This is a genomic window from Anaerobacillus sp. MEB173 (assembly GCF_052119505.1).
Lineage (GTDB): Bacteria > Bacillota > Bacilli > Bacillales > JBJMAU01 > JBJMAU01.
Map to the genome: position 1 here is coordinate 93,609 of NZ_JBJMAU010000008.1, position 15,102 is coordinate 108,710.

12 protein-coding genes and 1 other RNA gene are annotated in these 15,102 nt (G+C 35.2%); 7 read left to right on the forward strand and 6 right to left on the reverse strand.

The genetic code is table 11. From position 1 onward, the window contains the following. Positions 1 to 154 precede the first annotated feature (154 nt). Complete coding sequence (locus ACJ2A9_RS16090) at positions 155 to 970, forward strand: tyrosine-type recombinase/integrase (RefSeq protein WP_441422692.1); 816 nt, start codon at positions 155 to 157, stop codon at positions 968 to 970. A gap of 75 nt (positions 971 to 1,045) precedes the next feature. Here ACJ2A9_RS16090 and ACJ2A9_RS16095 read toward each other — a convergent pair whose 3' ends face one another. Next, positions 1,046 to 1,402 carry a hypothetical protein gene (locus ACJ2A9_RS16095; RefSeq protein ID WP_441422693.1) on the reverse strand — a complete coding sequence of 119 codons (357 nt, stop codon included), beginning with the start codon at positions 1,400 to 1,402 and terminating at the stop codon, positions 1,046 to 1,048. A 287-nt stretch (positions 1,403 to 1,689) separates the two neighbouring features. Here ACJ2A9_RS16095 and cls point away from each other — a divergent pair, with 287 nt between their 5' ends. Then, entirely contained in the window at positions 1,690 to 3,138 is a 1,449-nt protein-coding gene (gene cls, locus ACJ2A9_RS16100) for a cardiolipin synthase (RefSeq protein ID WP_441422694.1), read from the forward strand. 78 nt (positions 3,139 to 3,216) lie between these two features. Here cls and ACJ2A9_RS16105 read toward each other — a convergent pair whose 3' ends face one another. The 5 genes from ACJ2A9_RS16105 to ACJ2A9_RS16125 all read right to left on the reverse strand — a co-directional run bounded on the left by ACJ2A9_RS16105 (position 3,217) and on the right by ACJ2A9_RS16125 (position 8,294). Next, complete coding sequence (locus tag ACJ2A9_RS16105; protein WP_441422695.1) at positions 3,217 to 3,852, reverse strand: exonuclease domain-containing protein; 636 nt, start codon at positions 3,850 to 3,852, stop codon at positions 3,217 to 3,219. A gap of 184 nt (positions 3,853 to 4,036) precedes the next feature. Continuing rightward, positions 4,037 to 5,239: an L-lactate MFS transporter gene (locus ACJ2A9_RS16110; RefSeq protein ID WP_441422696.1), complete on the reverse strand. Its 1,203-nt coding sequence runs from the start codon at positions 5,237 to 5,239 to the stop codon at positions 4,037 to 4,039. Positions 5,240 to 5,626: 387 nt separating this feature from the next. Then, positions 5,627 to 6,024, reverse strand: an RNA gene (gene rnpB, locus ACJ2A9_RS16115) — RNase P RNA component class B. Between the two features lie 101 nt (positions 6,025 to 6,125). After that, positions 6,126 to 7,571, reverse strand: coding sequence for a DEAD/DEAH box helicase (locus tag ACJ2A9_RS16120; RefSeq protein ID WP_441422697.1), 1,446 nt, complete (start codon positions 7,569 to 7,571; stop codon positions 6,126 to 6,128). A 78-nt stretch (positions 7,572 to 7,649) separates the two neighbouring features. Then, positions 7,650 to 8,294, reverse strand: a complete 645-nt coding sequence (locus tag ACJ2A9_RS16125; protein ID WP_441422698.1) for a M50 family metallopeptidase — start codon at positions 8,292 to 8,294, stop codon at positions 7,650 to 7,652. Positions 8,295 to 8,493: 199 nt separating this feature from the next. Between ACJ2A9_RS16125 and ACJ2A9_RS16130 the strand changes: the two genes are divergently transcribed. The 5 genes from ACJ2A9_RS16130 (at position 8,494) to ACJ2A9_RS16150 (ending at position 14,972) form a co-directional block, all read left to right on the forward strand. Next, positions 8,494 to 9,486 (forward strand): zinc-dependent alcohol dehydrogenase family protein, encoded by a 993-nt coding sequence (locus ACJ2A9_RS16130; RefSeq protein ID WP_441422699.1) that lies wholly within the window; start codon positions 8,494 to 8,496, stop codon positions 9,484 to 9,486. Between the two features lie 31 nt (positions 9,487 to 9,517). Next, positions 9,518 to 9,913 carry a hypothetical protein gene (locus tag ACJ2A9_RS16135; protein ID WP_441422700.1) on the forward strand — a complete coding sequence of 132 codons (396 nt, stop codon included), beginning with the start codon at positions 9,518 to 9,520 and terminating at the stop codon, positions 9,911 to 9,913. A gap of 197 nt (positions 9,914 to 10,110) precedes the next feature. Continuing rightward, positions 10,111 to 11,724: a diguanylate cyclase gene (locus ACJ2A9_RS16140; RefSeq protein WP_441422701.1), complete on the forward strand. Its 1,614-nt coding sequence runs from the start codon at positions 10,111 to 10,113 to the stop codon at positions 11,722 to 11,724. A gap of 28 nt (positions 11,725 to 11,752) precedes the next feature. Beyond that, on the forward strand, positions 11,753 to 12,127 hold the full coding sequence (locus tag ACJ2A9_RS16145) for a response regulator transcription factor (protein ID WP_441422702.1): 375 nt from the start codon (positions 11,753 to 11,755) through the stop codon (positions 12,125 to 12,127). Then, complete coding sequence (locus ACJ2A9_RS16150; RefSeq protein WP_441422703.1) at positions 12,111 to 14,972, forward strand: ATP-binding protein; 2,862 nt, start codon at positions 12,111 to 12,113, stop codon at positions 14,970 to 14,972. The genes ACJ2A9_RS16145 and ACJ2A9_RS16150 overlap by 17 nt, the downstream gene beginning before the upstream one ends. Positions 14,973 to 15,102: the final 130 nt, after the last annotated feature.

Genomic DNA, 15,102 nt, shown 5'->3' on the forward strand with positions numbered 1-15,102 from the left:
CTCTAAAAAATATAAAGCAGTTACAATTAGTATACAATAATTTTCGACAAAAATCTTATTCTTAAAAATGAAAGTTTATTACATTGCGCGGAATTTGATTTTTTAGAAAATTTGTGGTAGATTAATAGTAAGTAAATAAAGGGGGGAGTAGTTCATGGAAAATATGAAATGCGCTGGAGAGACAGATGATATGCTCGACTTCTTTTCTAATTATTTATTAGAAAAAGGAAGATCGAATAATACTGTAAAGACCTATCGAGGTGTTCTCTATACATTTTGTAGTTGGTTAGATCAGAATAATAAATCAATCCAGAACGTTACGAGTGATGATGTCCAAATGTATATGGATTATCTTGAATCCCAACAGCGTAATGCATCAACGATAAATAAGATATATAATACAATCAAAGCATTTGCTGTATCGATTAATAAACCAGAACTTATGGAAAAGGTTCACCGTATTGAAAGCTCCGGCAAAGCTGTTCCCCCGGAATGTTTAAGTCATGATGAAATTAAAGGTTTACTTTCAAAAATGAATGAAGATGGAAGCAAGAGAAATGCTGCCATCGTAAATTTACTATTATATACAGGTGTCAGAGTTTCAGAGCTTTGTGCTCTCAATCGTTCTGACGTACAGATTAGTAATCAGACTGGGAAGTTAATTGTTAAGAATGAACATGCCGAACGAGTTATCCCACTTTCAAATGTATGTATTCAATCGGTAAAAGAATATTTAGATTCTAGAATCGATGACAATGAGGCATTATTTATAGCGAAAAATCAGAAACGGCTTTCAGTACGAACAGTACAGCACACGTTACAGCAGTATGGTGTACATCCGCATAAGCTTCGTCATACTTTTTGTTATGAATTATTAAGAAAAGGTGTAGATGTTTCGATTGTTGCTGAACTTGCAGGTCATTCAGATATTACGATTACCAAACAATATCTTCAGGCAACTGAAGAATAAAATGACTAAAGCCGTCTTTCTATCTTTTAGGAAGTAGAGAGGCGGCTTTTTTTTGATGATTTGGATATAATCTCATCATTGCGAGCTGTATAAAAGGTAACCTTCAAGACAACGTAAAGTTTTGTTACGAAGTTCTGCGTTTGAGTATTTACGTTTACCATGATATCCCCTGCAAAAGTAATCGTATTCACTGAACGCTACATCCTTATTGCCTCTTATTACTTTTATTCCGTTACTGAACGACTCTCGTTTCACCATCTGTAATTCTTTACTTAGCTGGATAAGTGCTCGGTCCACTAATTGAATATAAGGTTGTTTTAGTTTGAAAGGGGAACTGTGTATCGTTTTAAGATCCTTTTCCAAAACGATTCTTACTAATGGCAGGAGAATATTTTTTTCAATGAGAATTAACTCTTCATGAGACAGTTTCAATTTCCGTCACCTCAAATCATTTTGGTGCAAACAGATGTTCTTATATTGATTATTTTAATCAAAATGGGATGTTTAATCAATAGCAGAAATTCGTAATTCAGTATGAAATAGATTGTGGAAAAAGTAGAGAACTCTAATTATTTTTTGGGAATGTTATTTTTATCCAAAGTTTTAGTAAATAAACCTCAAATTGTGTAATTAAAGGTACAATTTAACAAATATGTAGGAGCCTTTAAATGGTAATGATAAAATAAGTGTAAGACATATTTAGGGGTAGGAAAAAATTAATGAACTTATTTTTTATTTTATCAACGATTATGTTTATTGTTAATATGTTATTAGCGAGTGTCATTATCTTTATCGAGCGTAAAGATGCGAGTGCAACATGGGCATGGATTCTAATTTTATTTTTTATTCCGTTTTTAGGTTTCATTTTTTACCTTTTCCTTGGTCAGAATCTGTCGAAAAAGCGATTATTTGATTTGGAAGTTTATCGTAAAATTGGAATAGAAGGTCTCATTGCTGCTCAGATTAAGGAAATTAAAAATGTAGAATACAAATTTGAGACGATAACTACTAAGAAATATCGAGATTTGATTTATATGCATCTGATTAATAACGATGCATTGTTAACAAATGGGAATGAGGTAAATATCTTTACAGATGGTCGTAAGAAGTTTGACTCCTTATTAGAAGATATTCGCCAGGCAAAAAGCTTTATTCATATCCAATATTATATTGTTCGAAATGATGGACTAGGGAAGCAAATCATTGACACACTTGTAGAAAAGGCCAAAGAGGGTGTGAAAGTTAGAGTATTATATGACGATTTAGGCTCTCGTAAATTAAGACGGAGGGATTTTGCTGAGCTAGTAGGTGCTGGTGGAGAGGTTGGTGTCTTTTTTCCTTCCAAGCTAGCTCTCATTAATTTACGATTAAATTACCGGAATCACCGAAAATTAGTAAATATCGATGGTCAAATTGGTTATATCGGTGGTTTTAATGTTGGGGATGAATATTTAGGGTTAAGTGAAAAGTTTGGCTATTGGAGAGATACCCATTTGCGAATCAGGGGACCTGCAGTTGATGCAATTCAGGCCAGGTTCATACTGGATTGGAATCATGCCTCTAAGCGTTATTTCATCAATTATGATGCACGGTATTTTCCAAAGAAGGTATCAACGGGCAAAGCGGCCATGCAAATTGTTTCAAGTGGCCCAGACTCTGAATGGGAGCAAGTGAAAAACGGTTATATTTATATGATTATGTCAGCTAAAAAGTCGGTCTATATTCAGACTCCTTATTTCATTCCTGATCAAAGTCTTTTAGATGCGCTTAGAATTGCTGTTCTTTCCGGTAAGGACGTTCGAATAATGATTCCAGATAAACCGGACCACCCTTTCATTTACTGGGCTACGTTATCCCATGTTGGAGAATTGTTAAAGACAGGTGCAAAAGTATATATATATGAAAACGGGTTTATGCATGCAAAAACAATTGTTATCGATGAAACGATCAATTCAGTAGGTACCGCCAATATCGATATGAGGAGCTTTAAATTAAATTTTGAAGTCAATGCATTTATTTATGATATTGAAACCTCAATAGCGCTTGCGAGATACTTTAAAGAGGATATGAAATACTGTACTGAATTAACACAAGAGCTATATGATCAGCGCTCAAAATATATACGATTTAAAGAATCGATTTCTAGACTGCTATCACCTGTCTTATAATGATGTGATTGTAGTCTATTATTTTTATCTTAATTACATACTAAATACATCAATATTGATGTATTTAGTATGTAATGATTATTTTTCATTACGTCTTTTTTGTGCTTCTGAACGTTGAAGGGATCGCATCTTTTTAATTTTTACATATTGTTTTGAGATTTCTTTCTTTGAGAGGATATTTTCATTAAGTGTAATGCTATCAATATACTTGATAAACAACTCTGCTGTATTGATCGCATCGTCAATCCCTCGATGTGCCTTGCCAACTGGTTCAATACCTGCTAGCTGCAGGGCATTTTTTAATCCTAATTGGGTGTGCTCAGCACTAATGATTTTCCCGATTTGTTTTTGAATATCATTATAGTTCTTTAACCATTCCAGTTCGATTCGATTTCGTACACACTGATTAATCAGATGTGCTTTATCGTCCTTTCCCCATGAACATAAATAATATTCATTGCCCAGCCACTCTGTAAACTGCTCAATACCTTGATGGAATGGAACAGTATTTTTCATATCCTCTTTCTTCATGTTAATAAATTTTCTTGTGCTTTTTGAAATGTACCCATGCTTTGGTGAGATATATAACTGAAACTGATCAATCATTTGCTTCGTCGATAAGTTGACCTTACATGCACCAATTTCAACAATTTCACTAGGTTGACCTACTTTAAAGCGTTTCACAAGCTCGAGATCAAAAATTACTGCATTCACATCTACTTTTCAACTCCTTCAACTAAATTAACTTTTATATTTCTCCTGTGTACGCACTTTTCCTTTTTCAGTTACACCAAAATATAAAGAATTGTATACTTTTATTATATAACTCGTAAGCCGGATTAACCTTAGTTTTGGGAAACTTTGTATCGCATTGTCCAGTTTTTATAAATTTTATTGTCTAGGCTCCTTTTCTTAACAACTCCTTCGTTTTTGGTGTTGCCAGCGTTGGAACTTGAACGAATTTAGCCATGATGATTGCGAGTATACAGATTACCCCTGAAAGAAAAAAAGCTTGGGTAAAAGGAATGACTTTAATAATAAATGGTCCTGCAAAGGCGGAAATTCCATAGGCTTGATACATAAAACCATAATTAGTTCCAATGTTAGTTGTGCCATAATAATCAGCGGTAACAGAAGGGAAGATAGCAAGAAATCCACCAAAACAAAAACCAATTAATGATACAGACAGCAAAAACATAGGATAATTCAACATGCCGGAACCCATATAAAACATCACAAGTGCTGTTAAACCGAAAATTACCATTAACGTATTTTTTCGTCCGAATTGATCTGAAATTTTCCCAAGGACAATCCGTCCGGCGGCATTAAATAAAGCTATGACCATTACTGCGTTTGCTGCTTTCTCAAGATCAAGGTGAACTAATTCAACACCAATATCAACTGCAAAACTAATCACCATGAGACCTGACATACTACCGAATAGGAACATTACCCACAACATATAAAATTGATGTGTTTTTAGCATTTGTTTTGTTGAAAAGTCAGTTGCAGTATGTAACATACTGCTGCTAGATTCTTTTGCTGCAAGAGCGGGCGGATTCTTTAACAGTTGTGCTCCTGCAATGACCGATATAGGATAAATCATTCCTAAGTATAAGAAGGAAGAAGAGACACCAGTTTGAGTAATAAAGTAACCAATAATAGGCTTGTAAATTAAGCCTCCTAATCCAAAGCCCGCAACAGCAACACCACTAATGAAGCCTCGTTTATCTGGGAACCATTTCACACAAGCAGATAAAGGGCAAACATAGGTCATGCCAATCCCAATTCCACCAATTACGCCATAGTAGAAATATAATTGGAAGAGAGTCGTTGCTTGACTGGACAGGATTAAGCCAAGCCCGAGTAATCCGCCCCCAATCGTTGCAACCCACCGTGGCCCGATCTTATCTTGTAGTCTCCCTGCAAAAATAGTTGTTAAGGCAAATACTGCAATCGTGAGAGAGAATGTGACGACAACGGCTTCTCGGTCCCAACCAAATTTATCAATAAGTGGTTGATTAAATAAACTCCACGCATAGACTGCACCTAAATTAATTTGAATTATAATTGCTCCAAGTACAACTAACCATCGATTCAATTGAAATCCTCCTTATATATAAAATAAAAATTAAATAGAAAAGTGAGACTATTGCAAAAATATAAATAAAGAGACCAACGGTGACGGAATGATTCATCAACGTTGGTCTCCTGTGCACTCACAAATCGTGTTTACTAAAGCTACCAAAGACTATAATTTAGACATCTTCAGATTGTTATTGTGTAAAAAACCTAAAAAACTTGTTGTGACTTCTTTTACCCTTATCTTTTGATATTGGTAACAGCTTTCACTAATTTTTTACCTACATATTATGCCACAATTTTCTAGGATAGTTATTTATAAAAATATTTTGATTTCAGGATGTCTTTTTTTTGCAAAAAAAATAACCCCATAATAGAGGTTGTTGTGACGACTGTCTCAATAACGTTCGATAAGCCATGTTCTGTACCATCGTACTTCAAGCGGTTTTACCCTCGTACTCCGGTGGCAACCATCTGACTACGACTGCTTATGCAGCCGTCCTTCTCTCCGTTTGATTCCTTTGAGAAGATTCCCCTACCAAATTTGGGTTTCTCGCTCGTGGGGTTTACCGCGTTCCACCTTAAAAGTTTCCCTTTAAGCTTCGTCACTGTGGCACTTTCAGGGATACTCGACCATATCTCAACAGAGACGTAGGCGTTTTTTCCCGCCGTCAATCCAGCAAGTATCTTGCCAAATTGCCCTAGCTTATTAATTGGCTAGGCACGAACACTACGGGCATTTCAGCACCGTGCGAGCATGGACTTTCCTCTACGACAACAGTGTCGCAGCGATTGCCTGAACGTTATATCAGCTGTACAAGAAATAGTATATCAAGAAAATGACCTAAGAGCAAAAGCAATTGCTGGTAATAAAACCAATCAGTGAATCGAGGGTCATTTAGGTTCTATTTCTTTGCTTGATGGACTTTTAACTGTTTCCCTTTAATGGTTTTCTTTTTCATTTCTTGGAGGACGCGTGGCCCTTTGCCATTTAAAATATCAACAAATGTTGCATTTTCCTCAATTGAAATAATGCCAATATCATCGGCGGTAATGCCTGAAATGCTCGTGATTGTACCAACAAAATCAACTGGTCTTAGCTTCTTTTTCTTTCCGCCATTAAAGTATATCTTCATGATGTTTTTATTCAAAGTACTACTTTTATCTTCTTTTTCTTTTAGCTTTTCGCTCATTTTCTTATGAAAGGCAGTTTTTTTGGCGTTCACATCTTTATTTGAAGGAGGAGAGGTGAACGGAATTGAAAATCCAATATATTCCTCAAGCTGAGGGATAAACTTTTCTTCTAGTGTTGTGACAAATGTGATCGCCTTTCCACCTTTACCGGCACGTCCAGTTCGGCCTGTACGATGGACATAGCTTTCTTTTTCTAATGGAAAATCATAATTAATAACAAGTGAAATAGCTTCAACATCAATTCCTCTTGCAGCTACATCTGTTGCTATAAGATATCGGAAGGCACCGCGTTTAAATGCATTCATTACAGAAAACCGGTCTTCCTGTTTGAGTCCCCCGTGTATTTTTTTACAAGAATAATTGGCACGGGTTAAATGGTGAAATAACTGATCAACCTTTTCTTGAGTACTGCAAAAGATCATACAGCTATCCGGATTTTCAACAATTGTAATATCCTTTAGCAGAGCCAGCTTATTTTCCTCGTTCACTCTAAGAAGTGAATGATCAATTTTCTCTGTTGTTAAACCAGTCCCGGTAATTTTAATCTCAGTCGGATTTTTCATATACTTTTGACGAAGACGTTCAACATCATCAGGTATCGTTGCAGAGTAGAGAGAGGTTACTCTTTCTGAAGGTAATGTATTGATAATGGCTTCAACTTGGTCGATGAAACCCATATTGAACATTTCATCGGCTTCATCGATAATAAGTGTATTTATTTGATCCGTCGAAAGAGTCCCTTTTTGAATGTGATCCAGTACTCGTCCAGGAGTTCCGACTACGATATGTGTTTTTTGCTTTAATTCTAATTTTTGCTTCTCAAAGGACTGTTTTCCAAAAATTGCTGCCGCTTTTACGCGTTTAAATCTACCAATGTTAATGATATCTTCTTTTATTTGTGCAGCAAGTTCCCGTGTTGGAGTCAGGATTAATGCTTGCGGTTTATTTTCCTCCCATTCAATTAATTCACATAACGGAATGGCAAAAGAGGCTGTTTTGCCGCTTCCTGTTTGTGATCTAACTACAAGATCGGCTTTTGTTAATGCCAAGGGTATCACTTTTTGTTGTACTTCTGTTGGCGCTGCATAGTGCAGGGCTGATAATGATTGTTGAATCTCTTCACTTAGTTTCAACTCTTTAAAGCTTTTCATCGGCATACATAGACCTCATTTTCTATAATTTACTGTTTAATCTTTCCAATTATAACTAATGCAATGCGAATACGCCAAGATTGTTTAAAGGAGGAAAAGGGAAAAAATAAAATAGCTACTAACCAATGATTGAATAAAAAATAGAAGCCCCCATAAAACAGCTGGCAGAAAAGTAAGCTTTGCGAGGTTTGTAGCATCACCTGCTTGAGTTGATTGAAAGATACTAAGATAGAAGACAGTAAAAGCACTTGATATTGAGTGAATTAGGATAATACTGGCCAATAATAACGTAAATGACAATTGTAAAGAGGAGAAGTCATTGTATGTAATGTATATGCTAAAGCTAATAAAGGTTAGGAGCCATAAAATTCCGTAAGTGTTACGTACCCATAGTAAAAGGTTCAAGATGGCTAACCCTAACAGACCATAAAAGATTACATGCGGTTGATCTTTATAAATGAAGAAAAAACAAACAAATGCAGCAAGTGATGAGGTAGTATATCCAGCATAACTTACAATTAACCGACTAAACCATGAACGTGTACCCGTTTCGGCGACTCCTTCACTATTTACGAATAAAGAGACAGAATACACTTTTCCACTTGTAAGAATGGCTGCGATCGCATGACCAGACTCATGAATTAACGTATTAACTGTGCAAGCAATCCTTCTAATAACCGGAACATGACAAATAATGAATGCAGCGATTAAATAATAGATAATGTCCAAATGGCAATCACCTCAAAAAACGTGGATTAAGATATGATAAGGTTAAGAGCTATTTTCTTTTTAAATCATTTTAACTATTGTATCGTTATTATATACGCGTTTGTAAAGTTATGTATTTTTAGTTGTCTGAAAACTAAAATAAGTATGAGAATTGTTGTAAAATGAATGAAAAGATATATTAGCAAAGGAGCTAATAACTATGGATGGAATATGCATTCGGTTTTATGAATTTGGTAAACCAAGCGACGTACTAAAAGTAGAACGGAGAACGATTGAGCGACTGCTGGATCACGAAGTACTTGTCAGAATGAGCGCGCGACCGATTAATCCTTCTGACTTAATTCCAATCAGAGGCTCATACTCCCATCGAATTTCATTGCCGAATATTCCTGGTTATGAAGGGGTAGGGATTGTTGAGGCTGTCGGGACAAAGGTCTCAAATCACCTCATTGGAAAACGTGTCTTGCCGTTACGCGGGGAAGGGACGTGGCAGGATCTTGTAAAAACAGAAGTGGATTATACAGTGATTGTGCCGGATTCTATTGATGACTTTACAGCTGCTCAATTGTACATTAATCCAATGACAGCCTGGGTAACGTGTACAGAAATATTGCGATTGAGACAAAACGATGTTCTCATTGTTAATGCTTGCGGTTCCGCTATTGGGCATATCTATGCGCAATTAGCAAAAATTTTTGGGTTTCGTTTGATTGCAGTCACGAGAAATCATCACTATACGAAAGATTTGCTAGAGCTTGGTGCCTCACATGTTATTAATACGTCTGAAACAAACTTATATGAAGCAGTGATGGAGTTAACGAACGGGCGAGGAGGAAAAGCGGCAATTGATTCAATTGGTGGGCCTGATGGTACAGAGCTAGCTTTTTGTTTAGAGCCTAATGGCTATTTTTTAACGATTGGCTTATTATCTGGTAAACAAGTAAACTGGGCGGAAATTGATAGACAAGGACAAGTTAATGCCAGCTTATTTCATCTGCGACATTGGAACAATAAAGTTACATCAGAAATCTGGCAAGAGACATTTAAACATATCTTATCATTGATCAACGAGCGTAAATTAAGTTTAATGCCGATAAACTCCACATATAATTTGATGAACATAAAAGAAGCACTGAAAGTTGTCGAGTTGTCCCAGAAAACAAATGGGAAAGTGTTTTTAACAAACCCATAAAGATTATCATATTTGAATGTGAGGAATTAATATGGAAGGTTATGATCTAATTATCATTATTATGTCAGCAATCAGTGCAATCACTGTCATGCCTATTGTTCTTCTCGTACAACGGAAGCTAGAACGAGAAGTAAACGGGTATCGTCAACTACTCTTGTTTCATTTGATTAATATTTTAGCAATGATGTTATTCTACGGTACAACTTCGCTGGCATTAAAATCGGTATTTCCGCCTTATTCTCAGGGAGGGTTTCTTCAAATTGTTCTCCATAGTTTGGTATTTCCATTTCCGTTTTTATTGCTGACTTATGTTGTCGGTGCAATTGTTTTCCGTAATTTTATTCGCCCTTATATTATTAAAAAAGGAACGAATGTTGTTTATATGAAAAAAGCAATCAAAAAGGAATACCAAGGTGAAAAAGAATGACAAACAAAAGCGAACAGTGCACCGCATTGTTTGCTTTTGTTTGTCTTCTATTCAAGAGGGAAGCTATTAATCTTGCAAATGGAATGGCTTAAAAAAAATCACATCACTGATGATTGATTTATTGTAAAATAGTGTTTGGTACAGATGATAAAAATGTCGAAAATGCACGGTTGGTTTAGGAGTGGAGGATTAATCAGTTGGAAAAATATAGACAAGCCTTAATGCAGAATATTCAAAAACAGTTAGCGGACTGGATGAATCAATCTAAAAAAGTTTCTCAGCAGGAGATATACCGTTTCCTTCATTCGATTCAAGGAACAGCAGCAACAATTGGTTTAGAAGAAATCTATCGTATTAGTAGTCGAGTAATGGAAGAGTTGGATGAGGATAATGAACAAGCATGGGAGATTGATCAGGTACAGCATTTATTACATGAGCTTATTATAACTTGTTATCGAAACATTCAGGAGAAAGTATTGTTTGAACCTTCACCGGTAGTCACAAGCAATACGAATATTCCAGAAATTTTATTAATTGATGATGATCTTACATTACTCATGTTTTTAAAAGAGGAGCTAGAAAAACAAGGTTGGCATGTTTTTGCAACAGCTGATCCTGAAAAAGCGATATCAATATTTTACGATTATCAACCTGACTGCGTCATTGTTGATCTATATCTGAAAGAAAAAACAGGACTGGGTGTTTTAAGCATTTTAAATCATAAGTTAAACAAGCAGTTTATCCCACAAATTATGATTAGTGTAAATAATAGTAAAGAGGTTCGAATGAAAAGCTATGAGCTTGGGGCAGACGATTTTATTGCGAAACCATTTGATATGAGTGAATTCATCATACGAGTAAAGCGGCAGCTTGAACGTAAAGCGTTAGTTGATCGACTTGTTCTAATTGATGAATTATCAGGAGTTTATTCCAGGAAACATTTAAAAGATAGTTTTGAAAGATTATGTAATGAGTCATATCGGAATGAAACTAGCTTTTGTCTGGCAATATTAGATCTGGATCATTTTAAGGATATTAATGATCAATACGGGCATTTAGTTGGGGATGAAGTAATTAAAGAGTTTGCATCGTATTTAAATAAGTTTAGTAGAAAAAATGATACTGTATTTCGATATGGTGGGGAGGAGTTCGTCCTTTTAATCCCAAATACTCAGGTAGATCATGCAGAAAATATACTTGAGCGTTTATTAGAGGGATTTTCAAGTAAAGAGTTTACAGAAGATCATAAAACCTTTAACGTAACCTTCTCAGCTGGCGTTGTAGAAATCAATGATGCAAATATTGAATTAGAATATTGGGTAAAAACGGCGGATGCTGCCTTATATAATGCAAAGCAATCAGGAAGGAACCAAATTAAAAGGTGGGATCGTAAGCTTCGTAAAACCCCGAAAAGGGTAATTAAAGCAGCTATTGTTGATGATGACCCTATTATTCGTTCAATTATGCTTGAGGTTTTGAAAAAAATAACTGAAGAAGGATCAATTACAATAGAAGCGTCACCCTTTAAAAGTGGCAATGAATTATTTGAAAAAGAATGGCACAAAACTGAGAGTTCAGGGTTAATTATTCTTGATGGTGTAATGCCAGACATAGATGGGATCGAAGTATTAAAGAGAATTCGTGCAATGGAACATCAAGACCGCTTCACAGTTCTCATGCTAACTGCTCGTAAAAGTGAAAAGGATATTTCACAGGCACTACAGTTAGGTGCAGATGATTATGTAGCAAAACCGTTTAATATCCATGTGATTGAAGACCGAATTAAACGGTTGATTCGTAAATTGAAATAAAAGTTTTGTTTAGGAAGGATGGTAAACTGTGGCTAAACTATTACTCGCAGAAGATGAAGAGGTTTTACGTATGTTAGTTGTCGATACATTAGAAGATGAGGGATATGAAATTGACGAAGCAGTTGATGGGGAAGAGGCTTTTCAATTGATTCAAAAAAATGATTATGATTTAATTTTGCTAGATTTTATGATGCCCGTCATGACTGGACTAGAAGTGATTGAGAAAGTTAGAGAATTACCTGAAAAAGAAAATGTAAAAATTATGATGCTTACAGCTAAAAATCAGCAAACAGATAAGGATCAAGTAAAAGAAGCTGGTGCTGATTATTTTATATCAAAGCCGTTTAGTCCAATAATGCTAGTAGAAGTGATTGGGGAGATTTTAGGTGAAACAACCGTATAAAAAAAATATCCATCGGCAAATGATTGGGATGGTGAGTATTGTCACGGTCATTATTTTAGTTGCCAGTATCATTTTTCAGTATTATGGACATGTTCACGATAAGCAGTTTGAAACAATAAACCAGAACTTACTAGAAAAAGAACAAGATGCTCTATACTTGGACAAGGCTTTTAATCGGATCTTTTTTGAGGCAAGAGGTTATATTGCTTTTCAGCAGGTAGAAATGCTCTATGAGATTAATAAACAACGTCAAGAAGTTGACACCGTAATTGATAAACTAGGAAATACTATGTCAAGTAATGAAGACAGTTTGTTTTTAAGTCAAGTAACAGACTTTTATGATTATTATTTTTACGAACTATTACCACGTATGGAACTTTATATAGAACAAGGAGAGTCAGAGAAGTTAATCCTTCTTTCTGAAGAAGAACAAGTAACAAAGGAAATTAATGAAGTTCAAATTACGTTGTCTAATTATCTAGATGATTTAAGCCAGCAGGTAGAGGAACATCTTCAACTATACGCTGCTGAAAAAGCAAAAAATCGATGGATTTATATAATTTTTATTACACTAATGATGATGTTTATTTTAATCATGACCAGATTGATGAGTATTCGATTAGAAAAACCGATTCAACATTTAGCTACGATAGCGAAAGAGGTTGGTGAAGGAAAAGAAATTAGAAAAATTGAGTATATTGAAAGTAACGATGAAATAGGGGATTTATCAAGGGCCTTCCAACGGATGTTAAAGAGTATTCAAGAAAACGAGCAGGAACTAGTTGCTCAAAATGAAGAGTTAATTGCTCAGCAAGAAGAACTTCAAGCGCAACAAACTGAGTTGCAAGAAGCTCTAAGTTATAAAGATACGAATGAAAGAATATTAAAAAGAAGAAATGAATTAGTAAATAGTCTATCAAATACTCTAGATAGAAAAGAGCTACTGACGAATATTGTTTATAATATGGTAAAGTTAATCCATGCTGATAAAGGAATGATTATTCTATTAGACAACAACGATTATGCCTCATTAGGAGTATCTGATGACGGAATACAACAATTTATTTCAGAATTAGATAAAAGTTATTTAGTGAGATTAAAGCAAACGAAAGCTTCTTTTATTATTGAAAGAGAAAGTTCTGCAGGGGAGAATGGTTATTTAACAGAATCTAGTTGGAGCTATGATCTTATACTACCAGTTCTTTCTACGAAAAAAGAGATTACTGCAATTATGGTCTTTACTAGAATTGGAAAACGGTATACAGATACAGAATTAACAGAGTTTGAAGGGTTAGCAAAGCAATTGGCACTATCATTAGATAAATTAAAGTCGTATGAAGAAACAGAAAATCAGCGTTTATTAACTAAAGAAATTATGGAAACCCTTCGTGAAGGTGTCCAATTAATTCATGATGATGGGACAATCTTACAATCTAATAAGCAGCTTTATTTGTTAACGGGGGTAGAATTTTCCAACGCTCAATTGACCTTAACAGACTGGCTAAGCAAGTTATCAGGAAGAGTGAAACAAGAGCAGGAGTTAATCCAGTTTATGATGGATATCCATAATGGGGAATCAGTTGAAAATGACTCTTTTATCTATGAAATCACTGAACCAGAACGAAAAGTAATTAAACTGTATTATGAACCTATTTATCGAAGAAATAAAAAGGTCGACTCTGTTTTTGTCCATCAGGATATTACAAAGCAATTTGAAATTGACCAAATGAAATCAGAATTTGTAAGTACTGTCAGTCATGAGTTACGCACACCGCTTTCAAGTATTTTAGGATTTTCAGAGGTTCTTTTGCATAAAAAATTAAAGCCGGAGCGCCAGGAAAAATACTTGACTACGATTTATCAAGAGGCAAAGAGATTAACGGTTTTAATTAATGATTTCTTAGATGTTCAAAGAATGGAATCTGGAAACCAAGTATATGAAAAGAAGTATCATAATATTATCCCAATTATTGAAAAAGTCATTGATGCGCAACTGATAAACACAAAGATTCATCAATTTCACATCAACAAAGAGACTGACTATGTGACAGTGCTAGGTGATAAAGACAAGTTATATCAAGCATTTAACAATCTTATTAGTAATGCTGTGAAATATTCGCCGAATGGTGGCAATATAACGATTACCATGTATGACAAAGATAGAAGTCTTTATATAGATATTAAAGACGAAGGGCTAGGAATACCTGAAGATGCACTGCCAAACCTGTTTACGAAATTTTTCCGTGTCGATAATTCCGATAGGCGAAAGATTGGCGGAACAGGGCTTGGTTTATCCATTGTAAAAGAAATTATGAAAGTACATGATGGAGAGATTTCCGTTCAATCCAAGCCACAAGACGGTAGTGTGTTTACCCTTTCCTTTCCACTAGTCAAAAGGGCCACAATACTTGATACTAATCGTTCTCAACAATCTATGTTAGGAACTGTAGTCGTTATTGAAGATGATGTAAGTTTAGGGTCCTTACTGCAAAGTGAATTGCTCGATACAGGGTTTAATGTGAACTATTATCAGAGTGGCACTGAGGCGCTCGATGGTATGAAGAAGATGACAGAGAAACCAGCTGCCATTGTTATCGATATCATGCTAAGTGATGAGATCAATGGTTGGGAGGTTATTACAAAGTTAAAGAAAGATGAACAGTTTAAGGATATACCGATATTCATTTCCTCAGCGTTAGATGAATATAACAAAGGGAAAAAACTTGGGGTAAGTGACTATTTGGTTAAACCATATCAACCAAGTAAGCTCTCAAAAGTCATTCTGCAAACATTTTTAAAGAGTGACAGCCCTGGTCAGATTCTGTTTCCAATAATTGAAGGTTAGTGACAAACACCTCAGCAAGACAAATCTGTTTATGATCTCTTTTTGAGGTGTATTTTTATCATACCCGAAGAGTTTATTGAAATGTTGTGATAATCGTACAATCTAAAAGAGTGCACAGTATTTTGTTACT

Excerpts from the sequence above, each read along its gene's own strand:
- ACJ2A9_RS16090 (WP_441422692.1), top strand. The coding sequence starts at position 155 with ATGGAAAATATGAAATGCGCTGGAGAGACAGATGATATGCTCGACTTC.
- cls (WP_441422694.1), top strand. The coding sequence starts at position 1,690 with ATGAACTTATTTTTTATTTTATCAACGATTATGTTTATTGTTAATATG.
- ACJ2A9_RS16120 (WP_441422697.1), bottom strand. The coding sequence starts at position 7,571 with ATGCCGATGAAAAGCTTTAAAGAGTTGAAACTAAGTGAAGAGATTCAA.
- ACJ2A9_RS16130 (WP_441422699.1), top strand. The coding sequence starts at position 8,494 with ATGGATGGAATATGCATTCGGTTTTATGAATTTGGTAAACCAAGCGAC.
- ACJ2A9_RS16135 (WP_441422700.1), top strand. The coding sequence starts at position 9,518 with ATGGAAGGTTATGATCTAATTATCATTATTATGTCAGCAATCAGTGCA.